Origin of the sequence: Maritalea porphyrae (assembly GCF_030159895.1) — a bacterium.
Classification (GTDB): Bacteria; Pseudomonadota; Alphaproteobacteria; order Rhizobiales; family Devosiaceae; genus Maritalea; species Maritalea porphyrae.
Genome location: NZ_BSNI01000002.1, coordinates 1,026,030 through 1,052,754, shown reverse-complemented (window position 1 = coordinate 1,052,754; position 26,725 = coordinate 1,026,030). Strand labels below are relative to the sequence as shown.

At 49.8% G+C, this 26,725-nt stretch carries 30 protein-coding genes and 1 other RNA gene; 8 read left to right on the top strand and 23 right to left on the bottom strand.

All coding sequences use genetic code 11. The annotated features are described in order from the left end of the window. Positions 1-2: 2 nt before the first annotated feature. Genes truA through def form a run of 3 tightly spaced genes read right to left on the bottom strand, consistent with a single transcriptional unit; the run spans position 3 to position 2,185 of the window. Entirely contained in the window at positions 3-740 is a 738-nt protein-coding gene (gene truA, locus QQL65_RS08560) for a tRNA pseudouridine(38-40) synthase TruA (protein WP_284363644.1), read from the bottom strand. Then, positions 740-1,666, bottom strand: a complete 927-nt coding sequence (gene fmt, locus QQL65_RS08555; protein ID WP_284363643.1) for a methionyl-tRNA formyltransferase — start codon at positions 1,664-1,666, stop codon at positions 740-742. The genes truA and fmt overlap by 1 nt, the downstream gene beginning before the upstream one ends. A gap of 3 nt (positions 1,667-1,669) precedes the next feature. Then, a complete protein-coding gene (def, locus tag QQL65_RS08550; protein WP_284363642.1) occupies positions 1,670-2,185 on the bottom strand; it encodes a peptide deformylase in 516 nt (171 codons plus the stop codon). 174 nt (positions 2,186-2,359) lie between these two features. Between def and QQL65_RS08545 the strand changes: the two genes are divergently transcribed. Beyond that, positions 2,360-3,523 (top strand): DNA recombination protein RmuC, encoded by a 1,164-nt coding sequence (locus tag QQL65_RS08545; RefSeq protein WP_348529140.1) that lies wholly within the window; start codon positions 2,360-2,362, stop codon positions 3,521-3,523. 5 nt (positions 3,524-3,528) lie between these two features. Here the strand turns inward: QQL65_RS08545 and QQL65_RS08540 are convergent, their stop codons facing one another. The 6 genes from QQL65_RS08540 to QQL65_RS08515 form a co-directional block, all read right to left on the bottom strand. Further along, a complete protein-coding gene (locus QQL65_RS08540) occupies positions 3,529-3,927 on the bottom strand; it encodes a nuclear transport factor 2 family protein (RefSeq protein ID WP_284363640.1) in 399 nt (132 codons plus the stop codon). A gap of 26 nt (positions 3,928-3,953) precedes the next feature. Next, positions 3,954-4,562 carry a recombination mediator RecR gene (recR, locus tag QQL65_RS08535; protein WP_284363639.1) on the bottom strand — a complete coding sequence of 203 codons (609 nt, stop codon included), beginning with the start codon at positions 4,560-4,562 and terminating at the stop codon, positions 3,954-3,956. An 18-nt stretch (positions 4,563-4,580) separates the two neighbouring features. After that, on the bottom strand, positions 4,581-4,904 hold the full coding sequence (locus QQL65_RS08530; RefSeq protein ID WP_284363638.1) for a YbaB/EbfC family nucleoid-associated protein: 324 nt from the start codon (positions 4,902-4,904) through the stop codon (positions 4,581-4,583). After that, the gene (locus QQL65_RS08525) at positions 4,901-6,682 is read right to left on the bottom strand and encodes a DNA polymerase III subunit gamma/tau (RefSeq protein ID WP_284363637.1); all 1,782 of its coding nucleotides are present in this window, start codon (positions 6,680-6,682) and stop codon (positions 4,901-4,903) included. The genes QQL65_RS08530 and QQL65_RS08525 overlap by 4 nt, the downstream gene beginning before the upstream one ends. Before the next feature lie 27 nt (positions 6,683-6,709). After that, an RNA gene (gene ffs / locus QQL65_RS08520) (signal recognition particle sRNA small type) lies at positions 6,710-6,805 on the bottom strand. Positions 6,806-6,878: 73 nt separating this feature from the next. Beyond that, positions 6,879-7,724, bottom strand: coding sequence for a prephenate dehydratase (locus QQL65_RS08515; RefSeq protein WP_284363635.1), 846 nt, complete (start codon positions 7,722-7,724; stop codon positions 6,879-6,881). Positions 7,725-8,006: 282 nt separating this feature from the next. Here QQL65_RS08515 and QQL65_RS08510 point away from each other — a divergent pair, with 282 nt between their 5' ends. Both QQL65_RS08510 and QQL65_RS08505 read left to right on the top strand, forming a co-directional pair. Then, positions 8,007-8,561 (top strand): c-type cytochrome, encoded by a 555-nt coding sequence (locus tag QQL65_RS08510; protein WP_284363633.1) that lies wholly within the window; start codon positions 8,007-8,009, stop codon positions 8,559-8,561. An 83-nt stretch (positions 8,562-8,644) separates the two neighbouring features. Next, entirely contained in the window at positions 8,645-9,589 is a 945-nt protein-coding gene (locus QQL65_RS08505) for a 2-hydroxyacid dehydrogenase (protein WP_284363631.1), read from the top strand. On the opposite strand, the gene QQL65_RS08500 is transcribed toward QQL65_RS08505, so the two are convergent. Further along, a complete protein-coding gene (locus QQL65_RS08500; RefSeq protein ID WP_379863727.1) occupies positions 9,586-10,956 on the bottom strand; it encodes a leucyl aminopeptidase family protein in 1,371 nt (456 codons plus the stop codon). The genes QQL65_RS08505 and QQL65_RS08500 overlap by 4 nt on opposite strands. Before the next feature lie 131 nt (positions 10,957-11,087). On the opposite strand from QQL65_RS08500, the gene QQL65_RS08495 reads away from it, so the two are divergent. Next, a complete protein-coding gene (locus QQL65_RS08495; protein WP_284363625.1) occupies positions 11,088-11,870 on the top strand; it encodes a tetratricopeptide repeat protein in 783 nt (260 codons plus the stop codon). An 87-nt stretch (positions 11,871-11,957) separates the two neighbouring features. Here QQL65_RS08495 and QQL65_RS08490 read toward each other — a convergent pair whose 3' ends face one another. The 8 genes from QQL65_RS08490 to QQL65_RS08455 form a co-directional block, all read right to left on the bottom strand. Then, positions 11,958-12,938 (bottom strand): type II secretion system F family protein, encoded by a 981-nt coding sequence (locus QQL65_RS08490; RefSeq protein WP_284363623.1) that lies wholly within the window; start codon positions 12,936-12,938, stop codon positions 11,958-11,960. 30 nt (positions 12,939-12,968) lie between these two features. After that, positions 12,969-13,949 (bottom strand): type II secretion system F family protein, encoded by a 981-nt coding sequence (locus QQL65_RS08485; protein ID WP_284363622.1) that lies wholly within the window; start codon positions 13,947-13,949, stop codon positions 12,969-12,971. A 3-nt stretch (positions 13,950-13,952) separates the two neighbouring features. Beyond that, positions 13,953-15,443: a TadA family conjugal transfer-associated ATPase gene (locus QQL65_RS08480; RefSeq protein ID WP_284363621.1), complete on the bottom strand. Its 1,491-nt coding sequence runs from the start codon at positions 15,441-15,443 to the stop codon at positions 13,953-13,955. 27 nt (positions 15,444-15,470) lie between these two features. Beyond that, complete coding sequence (locus QQL65_RS08475) at positions 15,471-16,730, bottom strand: CpaE/TadZ family protein (RefSeq protein ID WP_284363617.1); 1,260 nt, start codon at positions 16,728-16,730, stop codon at positions 15,471-15,473. 29 nt (positions 16,731-16,759) lie between these two features. Beyond that, positions 16,760-18,157, bottom strand: a complete 1,398-nt coding sequence (locus tag QQL65_RS08470; RefSeq protein WP_284363616.1) for a type II and III secretion system protein family protein — start codon at positions 18,155-18,157, stop codon at positions 16,760-16,762. 52 nt (positions 18,158-18,209) lie between these two features. Further along, positions 18,210-19,136 carry a Flp pilus assembly protein CpaB gene (gene cpaB / locus QQL65_RS08465; RefSeq protein ID WP_284363614.1) on the bottom strand — a complete coding sequence of 309 codons (927 nt, stop codon included), beginning with the start codon at positions 19,134-19,136 and terminating at the stop codon, positions 18,210-18,212. Positions 19,137-19,288: 152 nt separating this feature from the next. Further along, positions 19,289-19,798, bottom strand: coding sequence for an A24 family peptidase (locus tag QQL65_RS08460; RefSeq protein WP_284363611.1), 510 nt, complete (start codon positions 19,796-19,798; stop codon positions 19,289-19,291). Between the two features lie 153 nt (positions 19,799-19,951). Then, a complete protein-coding gene (locus QQL65_RS08455) occupies positions 19,952-20,122 on the bottom strand; it encodes a Flp family type IVb pilin (protein ID WP_284363609.1) in 171 nt (56 codons plus the stop codon). 329 nt (positions 20,123-20,451) lie between these two features. On the opposite strand from QQL65_RS08455, the gene QQL65_RS08450 reads away from it, so the two are divergent. The 4 genes from QQL65_RS08450 to QQL65_RS08435 all read left to right on the top strand — a co-directional run bounded on the left by QQL65_RS08450 (position 20,452) and on the right by QQL65_RS08435 (position 22,764). Further along, positions 20,452-20,919 (top strand): pilus assembly protein N-terminal domain-containing protein, encoded by a 468-nt coding sequence (locus QQL65_RS08450; protein WP_284363607.1) that lies wholly within the window; start codon positions 20,452-20,454, stop codon positions 20,917-20,919. Between the two features lie 104 nt (positions 20,920-21,023). Then, positions 21,024-21,548, top strand: coding sequence for a TadE/TadG family type IV pilus assembly protein (locus tag QQL65_RS08445; RefSeq protein ID WP_284363604.1), 525 nt, complete (start codon positions 21,024-21,026; stop codon positions 21,546-21,548). Between the two features lie 8 nt (positions 21,549-21,556). Continuing rightward, the gene (locus QQL65_RS08440) at positions 21,557-22,108 is read left to right on the top strand and encodes a TadE/TadG family type IV pilus assembly protein (protein ID WP_284363603.1); all 552 of its coding nucleotides are present in this window, start codon (positions 21,557-21,559) and stop codon (positions 22,106-22,108) included. A gap of 32 nt (positions 22,109-22,140) precedes the next feature. Then, the gene (locus QQL65_RS08435; protein ID WP_284363602.1) at positions 22,141-22,764 is read left to right on the top strand and encodes an HAD family hydrolase; all 624 of its coding nucleotides are present in this window, start codon (positions 22,141-22,143) and stop codon (positions 22,762-22,764) included. On the opposite strand, the gene QQL65_RS08430 is transcribed toward QQL65_RS08435, so the two are convergent. Genes QQL65_RS08430 through QQL65_RS08410 form a run of 5 tightly spaced genes read right to left on the bottom strand, consistent with a single transcriptional unit; the run spans position 22,759 to position 26,712 of the window. Next, entirely contained in the window at positions 22,759-23,181 is a 423-nt protein-coding gene (locus QQL65_RS08430; protein ID WP_284363600.1) for a lipocalin-like domain-containing protein, read from the bottom strand. The genes QQL65_RS08435 and QQL65_RS08430 overlap by 6 nt on opposite strands. Positions 23,182-23,190: 9 nt before the next feature. Then, positions 23,191-23,820, bottom strand: a complete 630-nt coding sequence (gene upp / locus QQL65_RS08425) for a uracil phosphoribosyltransferase (protein ID WP_284363597.1) — start codon at positions 23,818-23,820, stop codon at positions 23,191-23,193. 19 nt (positions 23,821-23,839) lie between these two features. Then, the gene (locus QQL65_RS08420; protein ID WP_284363595.1) at positions 23,840-25,057 is read right to left on the bottom strand and encodes a phosphopentomutase; all 1,218 of its coding nucleotides are present in this window, start codon (positions 25,055-25,057) and stop codon (positions 23,840-23,842) included. Positions 25,058-25,093: 36 nt separating this feature from the next. Beyond that, a complete protein-coding gene (gene deoA / locus QQL65_RS08415; RefSeq protein WP_284363594.1) occupies positions 25,094-26,410 on the bottom strand; it encodes a thymidine phosphorylase in 1,317 nt (438 codons plus the stop codon). A gap of 11 nt (positions 26,411-26,421) precedes the next feature. After that, the gene (locus QQL65_RS08410; RefSeq protein WP_284363592.1) at positions 26,422-26,712 is read right to left on the bottom strand and encodes a DUF6958 family protein; all 291 of its coding nucleotides are present in this window, start codon (positions 26,710-26,712) and stop codon (positions 26,422-26,424) included. Between the last annotated feature and the right edge of the window lie 13 nt (positions 26,713-26,725).

The window sequence follows — 26,725 nt, the reverse complement described above, 5'->3', positions numbered from 1 at the left end:
GCCTAGTAATCGACTTGCGTCAAATACAGCCCACAAGCAGGCGCAACCGGCCCGCAAGCTTTGCGATCAGCTGCGTCTAAGGCCGCTTTGAAGTCAGCAAGGCTCCACTTGCCTTCACCAACCATCTTCAACGAACCTACGAATGAACGCACCTGGCTGTGCAAGAAACTTCGCGCAGAAACATTCACAAAGATCGTTTCACCATCGCGGGTCACATCCATACGATCGAGGGTTTTTATTGGCGACTTTGCTTGGCAAAGGCTGGCGCGGAAAGTTGAGAAGTCATGCTGTCCGAGTGCGAGTTGCGCTGCATCGTGCATCGCTTTGTCGTCCAAAGGCACCATGACGTGCCACACACGATTATGATCAAGGGCCGGACGTGAGCGACGATTTAAGATTTGATATTCATAGTGTCGTGCTTTGGCACTAAATCTTGCCTCGAAATCGTCAGCAACTTTTTCCCAGGTAAGAATAGATATGGGGTGCGGTTTGAGATGAAAATTGATCGCCTCACCGACTTTAAATGGGTCGTAGTCTCTTTCCAAATCGAAGTGGATCACTTGCCCCAGTGCGTGCACGCCGCTATCGGTGCGCCCAGCTGCTTGAATAACCGGACGCTCGCCAGCAAATTTCTCAATCGCCGCTTCGATTTTGTTCTGAACGGCGCGACCATCCTTCTGGCTTTGCCAGCCAGTATAGGGCGTCCCATCATATTCAACGGTGAGCTTATAGCGTGGCATTAGCTGAGCACTTTGCCTTCAAGAGAACCCGTGCCACGAACAAAGGTTTCGGCATCCATTACGCTTTTGCCTTCTCGCTGCACATGGGTCAGCGCAATCGCGCCATGTCCAGTTGCAACAGTTAGACCAGCATCCAAAATGGTGCCTGCTGCTCCTGTGCCTTCAGCCAATGCTGATTTGATTGCTTTAACGCGGGTTGGCTTGCCATTCAATTCAATTTCAAACCATGCACCTGGGAAAGGCGAGAGTCCGCGTATCTGATTATGGATGTCTTGTGCAGACCGAGACCAGTCAATCCGGGCTTCAGCTTTGTCAATTTTCTTTGCGTAGGTCACACCTTCTGTCGACTGGGGGACAAAATGCAAACTCTCGCGCTCCAGCGCCGGTAGCGCCCTTCCCATCAAGTCAGCACCACGGATCATCATCTGATCGTGCAGCTCACCGGCAGTCATGTTTTCAGAAATCGGGATTTCATCAATTAGACCGACGGCACCGGTGTCCAACCCTTCGTCCATTTGCATAACCATCAGACCGGTTTGTGTGTCGCCGGCCATGATCGCACGCTGGATTGGGGCCGCGCCACGCCAACGTGGTAACAATGAACCATGAAGGTTCAAGCAGCCTTTTGCTGGCGCTTCCAAAATCCGTTTAGGCAACAACAAGCCATAAGCAACGACCACTGCAACATCAGCATCCAAAGCTTCAAACGCCTCGATGTCTGCCTCATTTTTGAAATTGAGTGGTGTGCGCACTTCAAGGCCAAAACCCTCAGCGAGTTCATGCACAGGAGACTTACGCTCTTTTTTGCCTCGACCGGCAGGGCGCGGTGGCTGCGAATAGACGGCCACAACATCGTGGCCGCGTCCGATGATCTCGCTCAAGGTAGGCACCGCGATTTCTGGGGTGCCCATAAATATGACGCGCATGGATTAACCTGCTGCTCTCTTGGCCAGTTTCTGGAATTTTTTGGTTACACGTTCGCGTTTCAAACGCGATAGATAATCAATGAACAGCTTGCCATTCAGGTGATCAACCTCGTGTTGAACGATAGTCGACAATAGCCCTTCACACTCTAACTCGTGCGATTTACCGTCAATGTCGAGAAAAGCAACTCTACAAAGATCCGGCCGTTCCACATCTTCATAATATTCAGGGATCGACAGACACCCTTCTTGGTGCACGCGCAATTCTTCAGAGAACCACTTGATGTCTGGATTGATCATGGCAAGCGGCGCACGATCTTCCTCTTCGCCAGCAGGGTCCATTACTATCACCCGATGCATCACACCAATTTGCGGCGCAGCAAGCCCAACGCCGGGCGCGTCATACATGGTGTCGAACATGTCAGTGACAAGCGTTTTTATCTCATCATTGATCTCAACAACAGGCGCAGCCACTTCGCGCAAACAAGGGGTTGGAATGTGAAGAATGGGCCTAATAGCCATCGTGCAAGTTACCTTTGGTTCAATTTAACCGTGTCGATAGGATGAAAGGGCTTTGCGGGTCAAGACAAGCTTTCAAATTGCGTCTATCGACCTCCCACATATGTAGGTGTTTTTAGGCAATTTTCCAGATCGATTTGGTCAATGCGAAAATGGCGAATCAGATAGAATTAGGAAATGGAACAAGTTCTCTTTTCCGCCTTTGGGCGTGATTTCACATCGACCGAAACCGTATTGCTTTTCTTGGCGACGTTGTTGGTGCTTTCGATAGCGGCAATTATAACCATAATGCGCGCGAACCGGCGCCGCCAAGACGATGCCATTGCGCTCGCGCAACGCAACGCAGAAATGGAACGCCATATGGCCGACTTGATGCGTGTACAATCCGAAATGACGGGGCGCATGCACACGATGTCTGAGATTTTTGGCTCACGCACCTCGGATTTGGCACGCTTGCTTACGGAACGGATCGAAGGAGCAAGCCACCGCACCAATCAATCGGTGAACGAAACACGGGTCAAAACAGAAGAGAGCCTATCCAAACTAAATGAACGACTGGCCGTAATTGACCGGGCACAGTCCACGATTGCTGAATTGTCGACAGAAGTGGTGTCGCTGCGTGACATATTAGCGAACAAGCAAAGTCGTGGCGCTTTCGGCCAAGGTCGCATGGAAGCAATTGTTGCGGACGGTTTGCCAGCAGCAAGCTTTAATTTTCAAGCAACACTGTCCAACAACAATAGACCCGACTGTCTGGTCACATTGCCGAACGATGCACCAAACTTGGTGATTGATGCAAAGTTTCCGTTGGAAGCATGGCAGAGGTTGCAAGCGGCAGAAAGCCCAGAAGAGATCAAGCAGGCTATCGCCTCATTCCGCAACGATATGAAGGTGCACATAAAAGCCATCTCAGAGAAATATTTTATTCCAGGAGAGACGCACGACACTGCCTTTTTGTTCGTGCCGTCCGAAGCGATTTTTGCCGACATTCATGAGCGCTTTGAAGACATCGTACAACAGGCGCTACGCCAGCGCGTGGTGATTGTTTCACCGTCTTTATTGATGCTGTCAATTCAAGTGGTGCAAGCCTTATTGCGTGACGTGAAAATGCGAGAGCAAGCGCACATTATCCAACAAGAAGTATCGAACTTACTCACCGATGTGGGGCGGTTGTCTGATCGTGTCTTAAAGCTGCAATCGCACTTTCAACAAGCCAACAAAGATGTGGAGCAAATCCTGATCTCAACCGGCAAAGTAACCAAACGATCTGAACGTATAGAGCAGATGGACTTTGAAGATCGTGACTCGAATGAAGACAAAACCAAGCAACTGCCTCTTTAGTCCAACTAGAACGCTTCGAAACAATCGTAATTGCGCTGGCGAAAAATCAAACCATCTTTGAACTCGAAAATGCATGCGAAATGCGCAACCATTTCGTCGCCAACTTTTAGCGAAGCCACGGGCACGCTCATAGTTCCGCGCCAAATAAGTTCTGCGACCAGACTTTCTTCGCCTTCTACAATGTTGTTGATCGTGAATTCTTGTTTTTGCAGAATTTTCGCACCGCGCGCTGCACCATCCAAAATGGCGGCGATATCACGATCTACGCGCTCCGGGGTAATTTTGTTGGGAAACTCAGTTTGAACAACATCAGGATGAAAGTAAGCTGCAAGTTCATCGCCTTGCTTCAATTGGTTGAGCGCTGAAAGATAAGATCTAACCAGCTCCGCGTTTGACGACGTCATCACAATCTCCGCTTCAATCAAGGTTTTTAAAAATCGGTTCGCGCATTAAGCGCTTGGGTCAACGTCCCTTCGTCCAGATAGTCCAACTCGCCACCAACAGGTACGCCATGAGCAAGACGGGTGATCTTAACCTCAAAACTCTCAAGCCTGTCTGTTACATAGTGCGCTGTGGTTTGCCCATCAACTGTAGCGTTTACCGCTAACACAACCTCGCGCACATCGCCTTTTTCGACACGATCAACAAGTGTGTTGATGTTCAGATCTTCGGGACCTACGCCATCGAGGGGCGACAAAGTCCCGCCGAGCACATGATAAAGTGACTTATTAGCCCCTGCCCGCTCCAGCGCCCAAAGATCAGCTACGTCTTCGACAACGATCAATAGCCCTGATTCAATTCGGCGCGTATCACTACAAATGTTGCATGGAGATTTGGTATCAACATTGCCGCACTGGGCGCATGTCACCACTGTATCGACTGCGCGATCAAGCGCTGTGGCAAGCGGCACCATCAGGGTGTCTTTTTTCTTGATCAGATGCAAAACTGCGCGACGTGCAGAACGTGGCCCCAGCCCTGGCAGACGCGCCAAAAGCTGGACCAATTGCTCAATCTCTGGACCGCCATTTTGGTTGTTCATGAACGGGATCTTACATCCTTAGAATGGCAATTTCATGCCCGGAGGAATTGGCAAACCTGCTGTCATTTCCTGCATTTTTTCTTGGCTTAGTGCCTCTGCTTTTCCGCGTGCATCAGCATGAGCGGCGATGATCAAATCTTCCAAAATCTCCGCTTCTTCTTCCTTGAGCAAAGAAGGATCGATTTTCACACCGCGCATGTCGCCTTTGCCAGTCAAAGTGACAGTCACCATGCCAGCACCTGCGGTACCTTCAACTTCTGTTGCTTCCAGCTCAGCTTGCATTTCGCCAACTTTGGCCTGCATCTCCTGAGCCTTCTTCATCATGCCCATTATGTCTTTCATTCGTCTATTCCTTCGTCTCGTTCGCCATCATCCAGCCATTGTTCGGCTGGCGGTTCATCGTCAATTAGTGATTTTTCGTTGACCAAGCGTGCGCCTGGAAAAGCTGCAAGAATTGCTTTGACCGATGGGTCCTGCATTGCCTTGTCGAGCTTTTCTTGCGCGGCGCGGTCGCGCTGCTGACGAATGGTGTTTTCGGCCTTTTGCTTGGACACTGTGACCATCCAAGGTCGATTTGTCCATTCTTTGAGCTTTTGTGAAAGCTGCGACGCCACCGACTGATCAGTGTTAGGCGTCAAAGCGATTTCAATGCGACCATCGGCAACTGAAACCGGGCTTACATTCGCCTCCAGCGCATGTTTGAGGACAAGCTCGCGTTTTTCGCCGCACAGCGCAACAATCTCTTCAAAAGTTGAGATCGACATTGTTGGTTTGCTAACAGGCGAAGCTTGTGGCGCATGGTTGACGCTTACGGCTTGCATTCGTGCACCGCCACCCGCCGCGGCTTGCATTCCACCGCCACCGGTTGGGCGTCCTGAAGGTGCGGACTGTGCAGAAGCACTTCCGCCTTGTGGCGCATCACCGAGTTTTTTGATCAGCTCATCCGGCGTCGGCAAATCAGCGGCATAAGCCAAACGAATAAGCACCATTTCAGCGGCCTGGATAGCGTCGTGGGCATTGTTGATCTCTTGAATGCCTTTATTCAATATCTGCCAGGTGCGCGACAAAACTCGAATATTGAGCTTTTGCGCCATCTCTTTGCCGCGTGTCTTTTCGTCCGGGGTTAGCACAGGGTCTTTGTCGGCTCCCGGCACGACCTTGAGACGGGTGACCAGATGGGTGGTCGACGCCAAATCTGTAACGATGGTCGCTGCATCCGCGCCCGCATCATATTGATGTCGCAGCTGCTCAAGTGCGCTGGCCGCGTCGCCCTTCATTAAGGTCTCGAACAGATCAAGTGTTAGGGCTCTATCCGCAAGACCGAGCATCTGCCTTACGGTTTCCGCTTTAATATCTCCACCAGAATGGGCGATGGCCTGATCAAGCAAGGAGAGGTTATCGCGCACCGATCCTTCACCCGCTCGAATGACCAATTGCAAAGCATCTTGTTCAAACGTGATGCCTTCTTTTTCCAAGATACCACCAAGATAATCTTGCAGAGCCTCGGGACCAACACGACGCAGATCAAATCGTTGGCAGCGCGAAAGGATCGTGATCGGCACCTTGCGAATTTCTGTCGTGGCAAAAATGAACTTCACATATGGGGGGGGCTCTTCCAGCGTTTTCAACAGGCCGTTGAACGCCGCCTTAGAGAGCATGTGCACTTCGTCAATAATGAAAACTTTATAGGGCGCAGAAACCGGGCCATAGCGCACGCTATCGATAATTTCGCGGATATCATCAATGCCAGTATGTGACGCGGCATCCATTTCAATAATGTCGACGTGGCGGCTTTCAATAATCGCGCGGCAATGCTTGCCTTCTGTTTCCAAATCCAGGTTTGGGCGCGCCCCATTATCATCTTCAAAGTTCAACGCGCGTGCAAGAATACGGGCAGTTGTCGTCTTGCCGACCCCGCGGACACCGGTAAGCATGAAGGCGTGGGCGATGCGGTTTGCACTAAACGCATTTTTTAGCGTTTGCACCATCGCCTCTTGGCCGATGAATGTCGCAAAGCTCTCAGGGCGGTATTTGCGGGCAAGTACCAGATAAGATTCTTGTTTGTCCGCCAATTTTTGCCCCGCCAAAGATTTGTGAAAGTTGGTCGCGCTATTTGACACCGATTCTGAGGCGTCGCGCAAAGCAAAAGAAGGAGGCTGGCAACGACCCGTTCCTAACTCGTTAGGGCTGCTTCCTTCCGGACCTGACCCGGTTGGCGAGCGGTTCGTCCGCGCCAACCTCCCAACGCGACTATATGGTTGATCTTTGCCTAGATTGCAAGAGACCAACACAGGTTTCTAGTGATTGGGAAGCAGACTATTTCTCGTTGCCGCCTTCATCATAGCTTTTCTTGGATGGGTAGACCCCAAGAATGTTGATGTAGTCGGTGAAAAACTCCAACTCTTCCATGGCAAACTGAACACCCCGATCATCTGGGTGCCCTTCAATATCCGCATAGAATTGCGTGGCGGTGAAATTGCCATCAACCATGTAGCTTTCAAGCTTGGTCATGTTGATGCCATTGGTCGCAAATCCGCCCATCGCCTTATAGAGCGCGGCAGGGACGTTGCGAACACGGAATACGAAAGTGGTTTTCACATCTGGCGCGGGTTTAATGTCGAGCATTTCGCGCGACATGATGAGAAAGCGCGTTGTGTTATGGTCCTCATCCTCAATGTCTTCAGCCAACAAATCTAGGCCGTATATCTCGCCCGCTAACCGTGAAGCAATTGCGGCGCGACGCTTGTCGCCAAGTTCAGCGACTTCTCGCGCTGAGCCAGCAGTATCCACTGAGTTTATTGCTGTTAGATTGTGATCACGAATAAATTTACGGCATTGGCCAAGCGCAACGGAAAGACTTTGCACTTCTTCAATCTCGTCAATCTTCGTGCCCTTGATGCCCAGCAGGCACATATTCACACGGTGATAGTACTCGCCAATTATCTTCAGTCCACTTTCGGGCAAGATGTGGTGAATATCTGTAATACGGCCATATAGTGAGTTTTCCACTGGAACCATTGCGTAGTCTGCGTCACCATTTTGGACTGCTGCAATGGTGTTTTCAAAGGTAACGCAAGGCACTGCTTCTTCGTCAGGAAATACAGCATTGACTGCCGCATGACCGAATGCACCTTTTTCCCCTTGGAATGCGACCTTTAACATATCAATACCTTTGAAAACGCTTGTTAAACCGGTGGGCAATATCAACATCGACAAAGAAAGAGTCAATGCACTTGCCGCGCATATGCGTTCGGCGTCAAAACGGCGGAAATGTCGCATATTGCATGAAGGGAGTTGCACCTTTGCGGCGCAGTATATATGGTCCGCGCGCGAATAGCTGGTTTTGCAAATGGCTTGCGGGAATCAGTTTGGTTTGAATAGTGATATTTGAACGTTGCAGATTTAGCTGTCGGATATGGGGCGGCAGCGTGGAGAAGGCATAAAATGAATTGGATTGACCTGCAGAAAATTTTCGGTGCTGTTTTGGGCACGTTGTTGTTCATTATGGCGGGCGGCTTCCTGGCAGAAAGCATCTACCATCCTGTAGCTGGCGAAGGCGGCGGTTACACGATTGAGGTGGCGGACGCTGGACATGGCGATGACCATGGTGAAGAAGCGGCTGTGGAAGAAGTTTCTCTTGCGGCTTTGCTTGCGAACGCGGATGCATCAAAGGGCGAGAAAGTTATCAAGAAATGTACAGCTTGCCACTCGTTTGACGAAGGCGGAGCGAACAAAGTTGGCCCAGCGCTTTATGACATTGTTGGGCGCACGATCGCTGGTGTTGATGGTTTCGGATATTCTGACGTTTTCAACGAGTACAAGGCTGAAGGCCGTACATGGACGTACGAAGACCTTGATGCATTCTTGTTGAAGCCAAAAGATTACGCACCGGGTACAAAGATGAGCTTTGCTGGTTTGAAAAAAGAAACTGATCGTGCTGACTTGCTTGCATATTTGCAAACACTTTCAGCTGCGCCGGTTGCTTTCCCAACCGAGTAAGCGAACGCAAATCGCCTTTTGCGATTAGACGAACAAACAAGGTCGTGCCATAAAGGCGCGGCCTTTTTTGTTGGAGTTCTTTTATGACCATGTTGATGCATTTGAGTGATGTAAGCGAACGCGAATGGGCTGACGCCTTTCAGAAGGCACTGCCTAACCACAAAATCGTCACACGCGAAGACAAGTTCGACCTCAAAGAGATCAAATACCTTTATGTCTGGAAACCCGAAGCAGATGCCTTTGACGGTTTAGTCAACTTGGAAGTCATATTTTCGCTCGGTGCCGGAGTTGATGGCATCGTCAAACATCCCAAGCTGCCGCAAGGCGTGCCTGTTGTGCGATTTGTAGACGATGAATTGACTCAGTGTATGACCGACTATGTCGTAGCAAACGTGGCCATGCATCACAGGCAAGCCACGCGCTACAAGCGTGATCAAACGCAACGGCAATGGGATCAATACTATCCGGAGCGCGCATCCACAATCAATGTTGGCATTATGGGCCTCGGGCAACTGGGCGCTGATGCTGCTGAAAAGCTCAATTATCTTGGATACAATGTTGCTGGCTGGGCAAGATCTGCAAAAAATATAGCGGGGATCGAAGAATTTACAGGAGCAGAAACTTTCGACGCCTTCTTGAATCGCACCGACATTCTTGTTTGCCTTCTGCCGCTAACACCAGACACAACAGACATTTTGTGCATGAACAATTTCAAAAAGCTGCGCCGCGGTCATCTTCCCGGCGGCCCTTGCATCGTCAACGCTGCGCGCGGTGGTCACCAAAATGAAGACGATATCGTTACCGCCCTGCTCGATGGCACTTTAGGCGCGGCAAGCCTTGATGTATTTAAGGTTGAACCATTGCCATCGACAAGTGCGCTTTGGTCTTTTGATAATTGCTATATCACGCCACACATTGCAGCCATTTCTGGTCTGGACGCTGGTGTAAGGTTGGTCACAGAACAAATCACCCGATTTGAGCAATCGGGTGAATTGAAACATGTGGTTGATACAAAACGGGGTTACTAGCCAAATCGTTTTTTGAGCGCCAAATATGCAGCGCGTTGGCCCTGTTCAGTACCGCCTAATGGGCGACCAGGGCGCGGCTTATCAGCCCAAGCCATCATGTCCATGTGGCTCCAACTTTTGGCTTTCTTCACAAAGCGTCGCAAAAACAGAGCCGCTGTGATGGCGCCGCCAAATCCACCTGCAGAAATGTGATTCACATCTGCAATAGGTGAAGCGAGCATCTCATCATAATTGTCCCACAGCGGAAGCCGCCAAAGTGGATCAGACGCTGGCACCCCTTCCGCCATTATTTGGCTTGCGAAATCGTCGTCATTGGAAAACAGGGCGGCAAGCTCTGTGCCCACAGCGACGCGCGCGGCACCAGTAAGGGTTGCCATGTCTATCACGATTTCTGGGCTCTCCTCATCCGCCAATGTGAGAGCGTCTGCGAGTACCAAGCGTCCTTCCGCATCGGTATTTCCGATTTCAACGGTCATGCCATTGCGGGATGGCAGAATATCCCCTGGACGGAAGGCAGAACCCGAAATCGCATTTTCAACAACTGGAATAAGAACGCGCAAACGAACGTTCAGCTTGGCGCTCATAATGGCATGTGCGAGACCAAGCACGTTGGCCGAACCGCCCATATCCTTTTTCATCAGCAACATGCTCGCGGCCGGTTTGATATCTAGTCCGCCGCTGTCAAAAATAACGCCTTTGCCGACAAGCGTTACCTTTGGTGCATCTTCTTTTCCCCAAGTAAAATCAAGAAGGCGCGGCGCTTGCGCTGACGCGCGTCCAACCGCGTGGATCATTGGGTAATTTTGTGCCAACAAATCATCGCCAACGATTGAACGGACATCAGCCCCGTGTTTTTTGGCAAACTCTCGGATGGCGGTTTCGTAGTTATCGGGCCCGAGATCATTTGCTGGACGATTGATCAGGTCACGCGCAAGTTCCGCGGCTTCCGCCATCAATGCGACTTCCGATTTGTCCGCACCTTCGGCGCTACCCAAACTTACCTTATTCTCCGACTTTTTGAAGTCGGTGAACTGATAACCACCAAGACGAAAGCCAAGGGCTGCAATATTCGGGTTATCAAAGTCACCCTTTAGGTCAAACTCGCCGTCCTTGAGTTGAGCAGCCGCAAGCCCGGTCACCATAGGGTGCGACTTTCCGCGCTCGCCTAGGCCAAATACATACTGATCGATATCGCCATTTTCAGAAGGAATTGCCAAGAGTTCTCCGGCCTTTCCTTCAAACTTTGCCGCCTTCAGCCAGTTTGTCTGCGCGTCGCTTAGCGATTGAAGTTCGTTCGCAGTGCCTTGCCAAATACAAGTGATTGTCTTGCTCATAATATCCCGCTTGTTTTTGATTTGTTGGACCAGAAATAACGCGCATTTGAGCTGTTGGCAATTGGTTCGACCAAGTGAGTTTTAACCGCCTGTTAGGGTTAATGATTTATTGAAAATAGGAGTGCGCTCAGTTTAAGGGCGCCTGCTTTTTCGGAGAAGTTTTCGTGTTGTTCCATCGCTCCACTCACTTTAAGCAGTTCCGCGCTTTGGCGCTTGCGAGCGTTGCTGTTATCGCGCTTAGCGCGTGTGCTGCAAATCGTGGCGGAAGTGACATACGTACACCAGACTTCTCAGGGCTCACACAGGTTCAAAAACAAGCTGCGGTTCAGGACTTTTCTCAAAAATACCAGCAGAACCCGCGCGATACTCGCGTTGTGATTTACTATGCCGCGGCGCTTCGCGCCGCCGGACAGGCCGGCCAAGCTGTAACCGTTTTAGAACGTGCGCGAACAGAACAGCCGCGCAATCGAGATATTGCGCTAGCATTTGCAAAAGCGTTGGCAGCGAATGGGCAATTTGCCCAGGCGCTCAACATCATTGATGCGACAATCCGCGTTGAAGCACCTCACTGGAATACGCTTAGCGTCAAAGGGGCAATCCTTGATCAGATGGGGCGTAACGCTGAAGCACGTGCACTATATTCTCAAGCTATGGTCACAGCGCCAAACGAAGCCTCATTGCATGCCAATATGGGCCTATCTTTTGCCATGACCGGTGATTTGCAGCAGGCAGAAAAACACCTACGCAAAGCGAAGAGTTTACCAGGTGCGACGGGTAGAATTCGGCAGAACTTGGCATTGGTGATCGGTCTGCAAGGCAGATTTGATGAGGCACGCGCAATCTATGCAGCCGAACTTGAGCCCGAAGCAGTTGAGAGCAATATGGCATACATAAGAGCGCTCCTAACCCAGCAAAACAAATGGGATTTGATCAAGGGCAAAAAGTAAGGCTCTCGATCCTTGTTTCACCCTCACCTATCAGCATGCTTAAAGCCTGCATTGAAAACGATGCGAGCGATTTGCTTTAGCCTCTTTCTAGCCGGGCACGTTTGTGCTGAATGCGCTCATAAGCGCCGGTGCCATGATCATGATGAACAGAACTGGCAAGAAGAAAAGAATAAGAGGTACTGTTAGCTTTGGTGGCAATGCAGCTGCTTTTTGCTCTGCAGCCATCATACGCATTTCACGTCCCTCTTCGGCCATCACACGCAGCGAACTGCCCACAGATGTACCGTATTTGTCTGACTGAATCAGAGCTGTCATGACGGATTTAACTTCGTCCAACCCAGTACGTTCAGCCATGTTGTCAAAAGCGCGAGAACGCTTGTCCAAAAACGACAATTCCGCCGTGGTCAGCGTCAATTCTTCGCCAAGTTCTTCACTTTGAGTAGAGATTTCCTTGGCGACCTTTGCGAACGCATGTTCAATCGACATACCACTTTCCACACATAGCAGCATCAAATCTAGGCAATCCGACCAAGCGCTTCGAATAGATTGTTGGCGTTTGGTGGTTTTGTTTTTCAACAAGATTACGGGTAGGTACGAAGATAGTATGCCAACCCCAATTGAATAGGTAATTGAAAGGTAGAGCGGACCATCTTTTTGGAAGATGAAAACGAAATAGAACAACGCAATTGCGGTCATGCCCAATGGCACGACAAAACGTAGGAACACAAACGTCGTGATCGCGGCAGGTCCGCGGTAACCAGCACGCGCCAACTTCAGCGCCGTTTGGTCATCAGCGAATGCCTTTTTGAGCGAAAACTTCTCCACAATGTTTTTGACAGTATCGGAGTTTTCTACCTTACGTCGCGCATGCTTATCTTCACCGCGTAAACGGGAGATTTCTTCCACACGTAGTCTTTCGCGTTCAATCGCCACCTTTTTGATACGCGATTTCATGTCTTTGGATTCAGTGATTTGTGATCCAAAAGTGAAAACAATAGCAGCGACGGAAACTGCCGCAAGCACAGAGATCAAAAAATCTGAACTGGTAACTAGCCCTACGAAATCCATGTGTTTTCCTTGCCCCGAACCGGACGCATCTTAATAGTCAAACTGAATCATTTTGTGCATGACGAACACACCGAATGCCATCATGAAGCCTGCAATCCCAAGCCACATATTGCCCAGCGGCGTCGTGAAAAGCGGCAACATGTATGTCGGGCTAACCAGCGAAACCAAAATAGAAACTACAAATGGCAGCGCGCCGATGATGCCAGCAGAAGCCTTAGCTTCAGACGAAACTGCTTTCACCTTTGCTTTCATTTTCTTACGGTTCCGCAACACCACAGCGAGGTTACCCAGCGCTTCGGAAAGGTTACCACCTGACTGTTGTTGAACGGTGATCACGACAACAAAGAAGTTTACTTCTGCGATTGGTAGTCGCTCAAATAAAATTGGCACGGCTTCGGCAATGTTTTTGCCAACCGACTGCTGCTCAACGATCCGTGTAAACTCAGTCTTCACCGGCTCTTTTGCTTCGCTTGCAACGACGCGCATTGACTCGTTTAGCGGCATACCGGCCTTTACGCCACGCACGATGGATTCAACAGCGTTCGGAAATTCGTCGAGGAATTTGGTCTGATACTTCTTGGTACGTTGTTTGACGTACCACATTGGAACCACATATGTACCGGCTGCACCGAAGACAACCGCGAACCAAATTGGCACTCCGGTCAACCAGGCTATTAAGAACACCAAGGCGCCCAAAATAATGGAGTTTCGCCAAAACCCGCTCACCGAAATGCGCATACCTGCATGTGCAAGGCGCTTTTTCAGTGAAATTCTTTTGTTCTTTTTATTCTGCTCGCTTTGCTCGTCCAGAATGTCTTGCAAGGATTTGCGACGTTCCTGACGCATCTTTGCTGGATCTATCCGATCTTTGCGGCCGTTAGCACGCTCACCAGCCGTTAGCGCTTTCATGCGCTTATCGGCGCGACCACCGCCAACAAGGCCAGGCACAAAAGCCAGCGCTATTGCTCCAAACGCTACCGCTGATAGCAGTATCAAGACAAAAGGTGGCATCGTCTACGCGGCCCCCACATTTTCGGAATTGGCACGCTCAAGCGCTTCTACTAGGTTCAACTCTTCGCCGTAATAACGGGCGCGCTCTGCAAATTTCGGTTTTGTAATACCGGTTGAGCGGTGTCGCCCAATCAGGTCTCCGTTCGCATCTTCGCCAACAATGTCATAAACAAAGATATCTTGGGTGACGATCACATCACCCTCCATGCCCATGATTTCTGACACATGAGTGATACGTCGAGAACCATCACGCAAACGCGCTGCCTGAACAACGACATCAACGGAGGAAACGATCATTTCACGGATCGTGCGGGAAGGAAGCGAATAGCCACCCATTGTAATCATCGATTCAAGACGAGACAAAGCTTCACGCGGCGAGTTGGCGTGCAATGTCCCCATCGAGCCATCGTGACCGGTGTTCATCGCTTGAAGCAAATCAAACGCTTCTGGGCCACGCACCTCACCAACGATGATCCGCTCTGGACGCATCCGCAAGCAGTTCTTGACGAGATCACGCATGGTGATCTCACCTTCCCCTTCAAGGTTGGGCGGTCGAGTTTCCAAGCGGACAACATGCGGTTGTTGGAGCTGAAGCTCAGCACTATCTTCGCACGTGATAATCCGCTCGTCAGACTCAATAAACGCAGTCAGACAGTTCAAAAGGGTCGTCTTACCAGAGCCCGTACCGCCGGAGATCAAAACGTTTGCCCGAACTTTACCTAAGATTTGCAGAATCTGAGCACCGTCAGGAGAAATCGAGCCAAACTTGGTTAGTTGCTCAAGTGTCAGCTTGTCTTTCTTAAACTTACGAATGGTGAGCGCTGCACCATCAATTGCCAATGGCGGACCAATTACGTTTACACGTGAGCCATCAGGTAGACGCGCATCACATATTGGACTTGATTCATCAACGCGACGACCGACTTGGCTCACAATGCGTTGGCAAACATTCATCAGATGCGCATTGTCGCGGAACCGCACATTGGTCAGACGCACCTTGCCGTTCACTTCAATGTATGTTGTTGCAGCACCGTTGACCATAATGTCGGCGATATCATCGCGTGCGAGAAGCGGTTCAAGAGGACCATATCCAAGGACATCGTTACAAATATCTTCGAGCAAATCTTCCTGCTCAGATATGGACATTACAATCGATTTGAGGGCAATGATCTCGGATACGATGTCGCGGATTTCTTCGCGAGCAGATTCAATTTCCATCGTCGCCAGTTGGCTAAGGTCGATGCTGTCAATTAGCGCATTAAAGACTGACGATTTGGTTTTGAAATACTCACTGTCAACGCCACGATTTTTAACCTCGCCGTCGACATCCATCACCTGCTCTTTGGGCTCTCGAACTGGTGGCTTAGTTTTTTGAGCGGTTGGCGCAGGCGTTCGAGCCGTTGGCGCTTTTGGCGCAGGTGTAGCGGCTGGCGCTGGCTTTTGTGGCGCCGCGCCATTCGTATTGCCCCCAAAGCTTGTGCGTTTCCCAAACATATACTGCCTTACCCGTTCATTTTACCGCTAAGCGAGTTTCAATTTCTTCAACAAACCCGGTAGAACCCCACCTTGTTGTCCATATTCATTGAGCGAACGTCCGCTTGTCTTGAGCGCGAGATTTGTGAAAACCTCATTGACCTTGTGTGACGCATTTACTTCCGCAATCATTTGGCCATTATTTGCCGCAGAGCCAAACAACGCCGGATCAAATTGGATTTGCGCAAAGCACTCTGAATCTATTGACGCGCCAAATTCAGCCGCGGCAATTTCTGGCCGTTTCGCGATACCGACTTTGTTCAGAAGCAGAATTGGATCGGCCTCATCGGGGCGCAATTCTTTCAGTTTATCCAGAATTGTCTTGGTGTTTCTTAAGTTGGCCAAATCTGGTTCGGCAACGACAACAATTTCATCAACAGTAGACAGGGTGTGTCGAATCCAACCATTCCAGGCATGCGGCAAGTCGAGAACCACCAACGGCACATTATTCTGGCAAATCTCGACGATCTGCTCAAAGGAGCGTTCATCGAAATCGTAGTCACGATCTAGCGTGCCTGGTGCAGTTAACAAGTTTACGTGGTTCGCACATTTCGACATCAGCCGATCGATGACAACGTCGTCAACCACATCATTTGAGAACACTGCGTCCGCAAGACCGTGAGGCGGCTCTTGGTTATAGTTCAAACCCGCGGTGCCGAATGGCAGATCCATGTCCAATATCAAAACATCACGACGCACTGTTTGAGAAATTGCCCAAGCTGTATTGTGCGCCAGCGTAGACGAGCCTGCGCCACCTTTTGCAGACAGGAAGGCAATTGTGCGGCCAATTGGGGCTGCGCCCTCACCAGCAAACTGTTCAGAAATTGTATCAACCAGAGCACTGCTCGCGAACGGCATCACGAGATATTCTGAAACACCAAAACGGATGAGCTTTCTGTATAGCTCCACATCGTTTTGATGGCCGATGACAATCACCTTGGTAGATGCGTCACAGACACCTGCCAACTCGTCTAGGCTATCGATCAATTCTTCTGCCGCCAAGGTCGATTCAAGAACAATCAAGTTTGGTGTCGGATTGACCCGATAGACCTCAATTGCTGCGCTGATGCCACCATTGTGGGTTGTGAGCGCAACCTTGTTCATGCGGCGATCTGAAACCGCTTGCTCGATCGTCTGCGCGGTTTTTGCATTTTCGCAAAACGCTTGGATCGTAATGTGCGGCACAAGACGTGCACCCGCAATGGACGCGTCGTCTATTGCATTCGGATCGTTGTCATACTCACTCATTTAGATACTCCAAATTCAATCCGTGGCTACTAGTCCAACACAAAGCCAATAGAGCCTTGCAGGTTGCCGTTCTTTTGGTCGCCGACGCCGTACATTTTTTCCATGTGACCTAAGAAATAGGTGGAAGCGTCGTCCGACATCGTGAAATTGTCAGTTGGCAGAGTGTAATCTTGGCGGTGGCCCTCCTCTGCTAGATAAGGCGTTACCAAAACCAACAGTTCAGATTCCGAGCGCACAAAGTCCCGCGATCTAAACAAAGTTCCCAAAATCGGAATTTTACCTAGACCCGGTAGCTCATTGAATCGCTGCCTCTGATCTTCTTCAATCAATCCAGCGATTGCCAATGTTGACCCTGCCCGAAGTCGAACTGATGTCTTGGCATTGCGCTGCTTGATGGCCGGAATATTCACTGGACCAGCAGAATAGCCACCCTCAGCGTTGATTTCTGAGACCTTCGTTTCCACGTCCATTGAAATCTCATTGCCTGTATGAACAGTCGGTTTGAAATTCAGCTCGATGCCAAACTTCTTAAACTCGTATTCAATGGTGCCATCAACTGGGTCATAACCAACAGGTACAGGGAATTCGCCGCCGGCGAGGAATTCAGCTTCTGCCCCGGAGATAGCGGTGAGAACTGGTTCCGCAAGCATACGAATTGCACCGCGCCGTTCAAGCGCACGAATTGTTGCCTCAACCGACAAGCTGCCAAGTGAGAAGCCTGTTTTTGCAGAATTTGGTGCAACGACATTGGAAACGCCGCCCAAACCTGGTGCTGTCACAACTGTTGTCGACAGACCGCCAACACTCAATGTTGTGTTCAGATCGATGCCCAATTGTTTAACAGTCTCACGCTGAACTTCTGCCACGGTCACCTTGAGCATAACTTGTTGCGCACCATCAACTTTGATGATGTTGGCAACCGACTCTGCCCCTTCTTCCGTGAACTGACCGGCAATGGCCACTGCCTTTGCGACATCGTCAGCACTACGGGCTGTTCCGGATAGGACTAGTTTTCCGTTCAATGTTTGGACATCAATATTGCTGCCAGGTAGCAAGCGCCCGATTGTTGCTTGCAATCCTTTGCTAGATTGCTGAACGGTTACATCAAGCACCGCAATTGGTGTGCCGCGCTCGTTTAGGAACAAGTTGTTCGCTTCACCTAAGCTAACGCCCTGAATAATTGCGCGCCGCTTTGTACGAACAACCGCGGAAACGACGCCTGGGTTGGAGACAATTACTTCCTTCGCTGAAGCGGGAAGTTCAACCACAAGAGACTTGTTCAACCCAATTTCAACACGATGCTCTTTACCGATTTGATTTTGCGATATGCGTAAATAGCCCGGCGCGGCAATCGCGCTTGGCATCAAAGCCAACAACGTCAACAGCATCAGCATCATTGCGGCCGTCGTGCGCGCAATGTTGGGCATTCTGCTTTTGTTTGCTGCAAAGGAACAAGTCTTTGACATCTCTTAACTACTCCTATTGCAACGGCGGCGGGGTCGAACCACTGCCGGCGTTGTTGCCATAATTCTGGCTCGTACTATTACTAGTTGTGTTCATAAAAATAGGCTGCTGAATTGCAGATGTTGGCATCGCATCTACTTGCCCACTATCGCCGGGAATGCTGACCTTTGCCGAAACCGACTGCCCTGCACGGATTAGTTGGATCGTTGAATCGTTGCCCGTCGCATCTGCGGCAGGTCCGTCTGCAAAATCAACGATCGAGCGGAGAACAAGCGAAAGCTCGCCGACCTTCTGCGCGTTAACGATGGTCTCTGCTTGCGCCGGCGTTAATTCAAGAGTTGCGATCGTATCGTCTTCAAATACTTCGCCTTCTTCGGAAACTTCACCTGTGGAACCTTTTTCACCAAGCCTTGAGCCAAGCGCCAAAACACGCGCATTGGTCAAAATTGTCTGAGATACATCGCCAAAGGCAGTTGGTTGCGTCACGATGACATCCACGCGATCGTTTGGAACAATAAAGCCACCGGCGCCAGACACGGCGGAGACTTCAACTGAAACCCCACGCATTCCTTGTCCAATAACGGCGGATAGATATCCCTGGTCTGCCCGAACCAGTTTCGCTTCGCGGATTGGCTCACCGGTAAAGATTTCAAACCTTGCAACCACACCATCAAGTTGAGTGTCCGCATCCGGCATAGCCTCGCTGGTCACATATTCGGGCCGAACGGCATCTTCTGGCCACGCTTGCCATTCAAGCATGTCTGGTGAAATGCGTTGCCCTACACCAATAGTCTGATTGGCAATAAGCACCTTCATGCGCTCAACCACAGGCTCTGCAACTTGCACTGTCGATTCTTTGGGGCCGCTATTGACGGCAAAAAAAGCAGCTAGGCCACCTGCACCAAGTGCGACTGCTAAAAGTATTAAACGCGCCGGTTTCATTACACTTACACCCCGGTTTGGACACAACAAAGCACAGAAAATGCGCAAAGCTTTTGGAGCAGTATCGGGCCAAAGGGTCAAAACTTGGTTAACCGACCCTTTTGAATTAGTGTTAATAGAAACTAAATAACGTCAATGAGTTAGATGAATTGCTAGGCGGTTCCAAGCAGTGCTGCAAAGATAGGCGTATCCGCATAAACGACCATGGCGCCCGCAGCGAGCGCTATGCCGTATGGAACGCCTACTGTTTTGTCGTGCAAGCGCAAGATCCAATTCGCCTTAGGAAGCCACGATACGGGGAATTTCCAGCGAAACAGCAGTATGGCAAAGGTAAGGACGCCGCCAAAGAATGCTGAGTAGCCCACAAACTCGATTGCAGAGCCAGTACCCATCCAAAGGCCAATTGCGGCAGCCAGTTTGGCATCTCCACCACCAATCCAGCCAGGAATGAACAGCAAGAATGCTACAATGAGCACCGCGACACCGACCGCGAAGTGGTATCCGATTTCCATCAAAGGCATGCCAATAAAGAGTGCGCAAACCAGAAAACCAACAATGAGTGCTGCCGATATCCAATTTGGAATGCGCATGGTTAGAAGATCATAGGCGGCTGAAAACGCCATAAGCGTGGGAAATACTATCGCCAAAATTGCATTTATCATGCCGTATGACCTTTTCTCTTATTCTGTTTTGCACTCGCTTTTACTTGTTAATGGTTAGACCGGAGTAAACTAACCAACCACAAAACAAAAAAAGAGGGGCAAAGCCCCTCTTTAATACATCCATAAGATGCTCCGTCTGTCGACGGCAACAAATTATGCAGCTGGTGTCATGGCTGTTGTGATGCTTTCAAACACAGACTTGAGCTGACCGCCCATTGCTGTTGCAGCGCCAATGATTACCACTGAAATAAGTGCAGCGATTAGACCGTATTCAATTGCGGTCGCGCCAGACTCGTCTTTAAGAAACTTTTTTACCAAAGTCATTTTGTTGCTCCTTGCTCCTTGCCACGACGTGACAATTAAAACTGTCCGATCCTCACCATCGAACTCATGGACCAACTTATGCTTGCTTTCTTGAAATAGTGTTAATTTGGCAGGTCACTATCTAGCAAACACGACTGCCATTACTTATGATTACTACATTATTACTATTCATGGTTAACAAATATTTACCTCACCAAGCTTACCCCGCACCAAGAAACGTCCAATTCCTGCTAACTATTATATATAGACGATGAATTGGGTGCATTTGCCATTTGTTCACCATTATTGTGCATCTTGGGAATGAGTTTATAGTTACAGTTAGGTAAATCATGGCCTTTGCAAAATTTGTCGCTCAGTTAAGCGCAGGTGTTTTGGGGATCACAATTGCAACCGCATCATATGCTGCGGAAACGCAAAATGAGATCAGCGTCATGATGAATATGGCGCGCATTCTTCGCCTGCCATCGGCAGCGTCTACCGTTGTGATCGGTAACCCAGTTATCGCAGATGCGACGATACAAGATCCACAAACACTTGTTCTGACGGGCAAGGGTTATGGGTCTACTAACTTGATTGCGCTTGATGCCGTTGGAAATCCGATTGCCGATCTCATTATCAATGTGGGCGCGGACAGTTCTAGTTTAGTGACTGTTTTTATGGGTAGCGCAAAGACCTCGGTTTCATGCGCACCAAATTGCCAGCCAATGGCACTTGGCGGCGACCATCCCGATTTTGTCTCAGATGTTGCTAAGTCGCACAAAGAAGCAGCATCGGTTGGCAAGGATTCTGGTAGTTAAGAGCCATTTCCCTACGCATTCGAGTTTGTTTTTCAAGAGAACAGTAATGTTCTTGATCGATAATGCTTGAAAACGCCTGCAGGCATTTGGAATTGGATTACGCCTTGATCACGAACTTTCGAACATTGTTTGTACGATCTGCAAAAAATATCGCTCGCCGCGAAGAAGGGGCGACAGCGATTGAGTTTGCCTTGCTCGCATTTCCGTTTTTCGCGTTAATTGGAGCCATCCTGGAAACAGGTATGTTCTTACTAGGCAGCCAAGTATTTGATAGCGCCGTCGACGATGCATCGCGCGCAATTTTGGTTGGCGATGCAAAAAGCTACAACGCCGCTGATTTTCGGAACGAGATTTGTCAGCATACATTTGGCCTAATCAACTGCCCAGACATCAAGTTGCGCACTCGACCAATTGGATCGTTCTCTGCAGCAAACACTAGTCCACCTGTGGATGAAAATGGGGATTGGATCTTAAACGAGAAATTTGATCCAGGTAATTCTCGCCAAGTCATACTGGTAGAAGCCTATTATAAGTGGAATACTTTCTTAGGCTTTGACTTTGGTTTTTCAAAATATGGCAGCGCGACTGTTATTTCGGCTGCACGTGTATTCATGAACGAGCCATTCTGATGAGAGTCTTGGTCAAGAGTATTATAAAACAACTCAAGCGCTTTAGACGCGAAACGTCCGCGGTTGCGGCAGTTGAGTTTGCACTCATCCTACCTGCGCTGTTGTTTACCTATATTGGAACCGCCGAGGTAAGCCGGTTAATCATTATGGATCGCCGGCTGGCCGTAGTTGCCGGCTCGGTAGCGGATTTGGTCGCACGTGCCGACGGTTCGTTGCCCAATGCTACGCTGCAAGACTATTTTCAAGCCGCTCAATTCACCATGGAACCCTATCCCTCAGCGACTTTGCAGCAAGTCGTGACCAGCATTTATGTCGACAAAAATGGCAAAGCGAAAGTGAGGTGGAGTGAAGGCTTCAATGGCGGAAGCGCGCACCCTAAGAATTCAACATTCTCGGTCCCAAAAGAGATAAACAATCAGTCGAAAAAGAAGTACCTAATTGTTGGCGAAGCAACAGTTCAGTGGACGCCGATTGTCGATTTTATGTTCAAATCGGGCTTCACGCTAAGCCGCACCTACTACTTTCGACCTCGCTTTGATGCGGAAATCACAATAAACTAAGCCTAACTCACCCGAAAAAACGGAACAGATTTATGTCTGACTATTTGATCCCGGTCTTTGATCTGGGCGGCGTCTTTATTGACTGGAACCCTATGTATTTGTTCCGAAAGCTATTTGACACTGAAGAAGATGCACAGTGGTTCTATGATCATGTTTGCACAGGTATGTGGAACATCGAGTTTGACGCTGGCAAATCCTATGCCGAAGGCATCCAGGAGAAAACTAATCAGTTCCCGCAATATTTCGATCAAATCTCGGCTTTCGATCGTCGTTGGCACGAAATGATCGCTGGTGTTCATCAGGGTACAATTGCAATTCAAGAGGAGTTGATCGCGGCAAATATACCAACTTTTGCCATTACCAATTTCTCACGCGAAAAGTTCCATGAGTGTTTGGAGAAGTATGCGTTCTTGCGGAAATTTGATGGCATTGTCGTATCTGGAAACGAGCGGTTGATAAAACCAGATTACCGCATCTTCGCGTGCTTTTTGGATCGCTATAGCCTAGCAGCTGATCAATGCGTCTTAATTGACGATAGCTATCCTAATATTGCTGCTGCCCGCCACATGGGAATGAAAACTGTACACTTTGAAAATGCGGATCAAGCACGTAAAGAGCTGATTGCGTTGGGCATGCCTTTGGCTGCAAAGTCATAGCCGTTCGTAAGACTCGACCAGATATCCATCTGTATCGCCAAAACCGAGCCGCTTGAGGGGATAGATCCCCTCTTGCGTCAGAACACCGTCGACGAATGTGAGCTTGAAGGCAATCGACTGCCCTTCATAATTCGGGTAACTGCAATATTGAATGTGCTCGATATAGTCAGCTCCTGCTAGATCATACCGTCCACCGCCTGCATTGAAAGATTTTGCGCCGCGCAGCAGCTCCGCATCGGTTGCCTCTGCTGAAAAGGGAGCGCGATCCTCGGGCAGGCGCGTTAAAAACGCAAAGTGCGTCTGCGTGAAGATCTTCACAAACTCCCACTTTGGATCATAGATGCTTGTGGTTGAGCCTTTGGTGGTCAACTCTGCGCTAACAAGTCTCCATTCACCAAGCAAATCAGAGGCATTCATGATACTCCCCTATCGTGTGCCATACATGCGGTCGCCCGCATCACCTAAACCAGGAACGATATAACCTTTTTCATTGAGCTGTTCGTCAATCGCGGCGGTAAAAATCGGCACATCTGGATGTGCTTTTTGAAACGCCTTAATGCCCTCTGGTGCAGCCAACAGACACAAAAATCTTAGATTGTCCGCTCCGCGACGCTTGATCCGATCTACAGCAGTGATCGCAGAGTTCGCAGTGGCGAGCATTGGGTCAACCACAACGACTAGTCGATCTGCAACATCTGTCGGCGCTTTGAAGTAATATTCAATTGCCTCCAAACTTTCGGGATCGCGGTAGAGACCAATGTGAGACACGCGAGCAGATGGCACCAGATCCAGCATGCCTTCCAACAGGCCATTGCCAGCACGCAAAATCGAAGCAAATACCAGTTTCTTGCCCTTGAGCTTCGGCGATTTCATTGGCTGAATTGGCGTTTCAATATCGATATCTTCAAGTTCAAGGTCACGCGTAATCTCATAGCAAAGCAAATGAGAAATTTCGCGTAGCAACCGCCGAAAGCTTGCCGTCGACGTTTCCTTGTTACGCATGATGGTAAGCTTGTGCTGCACCAGAGGGTGATCAACAACCGTTACATTTTCCATATTCTTCGCCTCTGATTTCTTATAAGAACGCCGTGCCGTGCGGGCCGGCGGGCAATTTCAGCCATTGCGCCACTGTCTCACCAATATCAGCAAAAGTCGATCTTGCGCCCTTTGATCCTTTGGTCAAAGTTGGGGAAAACAATAAAACCGGCACCTGCTCTCGCGTGTGATCGTTCCCCTGCCATGTCGGATCACATCCATGATCCGCGGTTAAGACAAGTAAATCATCATCGCGCATCTTTGCGATAATTTCTGGCAAGCGTTGGTCAAACTGTTCAAGCGCAGCGGCATATCCAGGCACATCACGCCGATGGCCAAAGTGCATATCGAAATCCACAAAGTTGGTGAATATCAAATCGCCATCGCGAGCCATCTCCATGGCATCAAGTGTTGCATCAAACAGCTTCATGTTGCCGTTTGCCTTAATCTTGTGAGTTACACCTTGGGCTGCATAAATATCGGATATTTTGCCGACCGCAAAAACTTGTCGACCATTTCCCTTTGCGCGATCAAGCAAGGTTGGTTCTGGCGGCAATACTGAAAAATCGCGCCTGTTGCCAGTGCGTTCGAACGTATCGCTGGTTTCGCCCACGAAAGGTCGTGCGATGACGCGGCCGATGTTATACGGCTTGACCAATTCATAGGCGATTTCGCAAATCTCATATAATCGATCCAAACCAAAATGTGTTTCGTGCGCTGCAATTTGGAAAACGCTATCAGCGCTCGTGTAACAAATCGGTTTTCCTGATCGAATACTCTCTTCGCCAAGTTCTGCAATTACAAACGTACCGGAGGCGTGTTTATCTCCAAGAATACCCGGTAAATTCGCGCGTTTTACGAATGCATCCGTCAATTTACGTGGAAATGTGGGTTCTGTATCGGGAAAATAACCCCAGTCAAATTGCACCGGCACACCAGCAATTTCCCAATGTCCCGAGGGCGTGTCTTTTCCCTTGGAAACTTCTTTGGCATGCGCCCAGACGCCCGCTTTGTGGTCACCACTCAGACCAATTGGCAACTCTCCACTAGCTGCTTTTGCAGCTTGACCCAAGCCAAGCATATCCATATTTGGGATACGCAAGGGCCCATTGCGCAATCCATCTTGATTACCCTTACCAGCGGCGCAAAAAGCAGCGATATGCCCGAGCGTATTTGAGCCCTCGTCGCCGTACTCGGCTGCGTCGGGTGCACCGCCAATGCCAAAACTATCAAGAACACACAATATTACACGGGGCATATTGGCCTCCATTTGAATTATGACGCTTGTCGCCGCCTAGGCGGTGATCAAACCATGAAACAGCTCATGCGCCTCTTGCTCACCATCTAGTTGATAGGCATGCCGCAGGCGCGCTGACGCCTCTGCGGCGCTAGCTTCGTCGGCTGCATGTAGGCGGGCAATTGGCACATCTTTGCTCAAATTTGTCCCAATCGGCGCAATTTGGTCAAATCCCACCGCGTAATCCAATTGATCGGTTGGTGTTTTCCGCCCGCCACCGAGCACCACAACAGCCATGCCGACACCCTTTGCATCAATTGCACGAACTTGTGCTTCCCGCTCTGCGAACACATCTCTTACAATCGGCGCAACTGGCAGGTGATTATCATAGTTCTCGACAAAATCGACCGGTCCGCCCAGCAGGGAAACCATTTGGCCGAATTTTTCGGCTGCAGCGCCGCTATTCAAGGCGTTTAAGCATTTGCTGCGCGCCGTATCCATGTCACTTTCTAGGCCGGCCAGCCCAAGACCTAGGGCCGCCAATTCTATTGTGACGTCCAATAGACGATTGTCCTGATGCGCGCCTGACAAGAATTCGACGGCATTGCGCACTTCAAGGGCATTGCCTGCAGCGCTGGCCAAAGGTTCGTTCATGTCAGTGATAAGAGCGGAAGTTTTCACCCCTGCTCCATTTGCAACTTTCACCAGGCTATTGGCAAGTTCGTCCGCATCATCTGCTGTTCGCATAAATGCGCCTGTACCAACTTTCACATCAAGAACAAGCGCATCCAATCCGGCGGCTAATTTCTTTGATAGGATTGATGAGGTGATTAATGAGACATTTTCAACTGTCGCCGTGACGTCGCGAATGCCATACATGATCTTATCTGCCGGCGCTAAATCCGTCGTTTGACCAATAATGGCACAACCGACTTCGCGAACAACCTGCCGAAAAAGCGCATTATCCGGCGAAGTGGTATATCCCGGAATCGCATCAAATTTATCTAGCGTTCCACCCGTGTGTCCCAAACCGCGACCTGAGATCATCGGCACGTTCGCACCAACAGCCGCCCAGATCGGCGCCAACATCAAAGACACATTGTCGCCAACACCACCGGTTGAGTGCTTGTCTAAAATTGGGCCATCAAAGTCCGACCAGTCAAGAACTTCGCCGCTATCGCGCATAGCCTCAGTTAGCGAAATGCGTTCTTCTAGATCCATATTTTGGAAATAGATCGCCATCGCGAGTGCCGCGGCTTGCTCGTGCTTCACAGTGCCATTGTTCAGTCCGGCGATGAAGTACAATATCTCCTCTCGGGAAAGCTTCTCTCCGTCACGCTTTTTTGCAATTACTTCTTGGGGCAGAAAGACCATTTGGCACTACTTTACAATTTGTACAACCGAACTGGCGGCTTGTCGGCTCGTTTGATAACTTGTTTTGCTTCTAGGTCGAGCTGCACGCACTTTACCCACCAACCCGCTGTTTTACCGCCAGGGAAAAGTTCTTCTGGCAGATGTGGTTTGACCGCTTCGACCACGTCACCCGCCTTCATACCGGGCTCTTTTGTCGGTAGAACGGCGAGCATCGCTTTTTTCATGGCAGCATATTTCGCTGCATCTACGCGCTCAGATTTGCCAGGGTGGTTGATATTTTCAACGACAACCTTTTCCGACATCACTTCTGCCCTT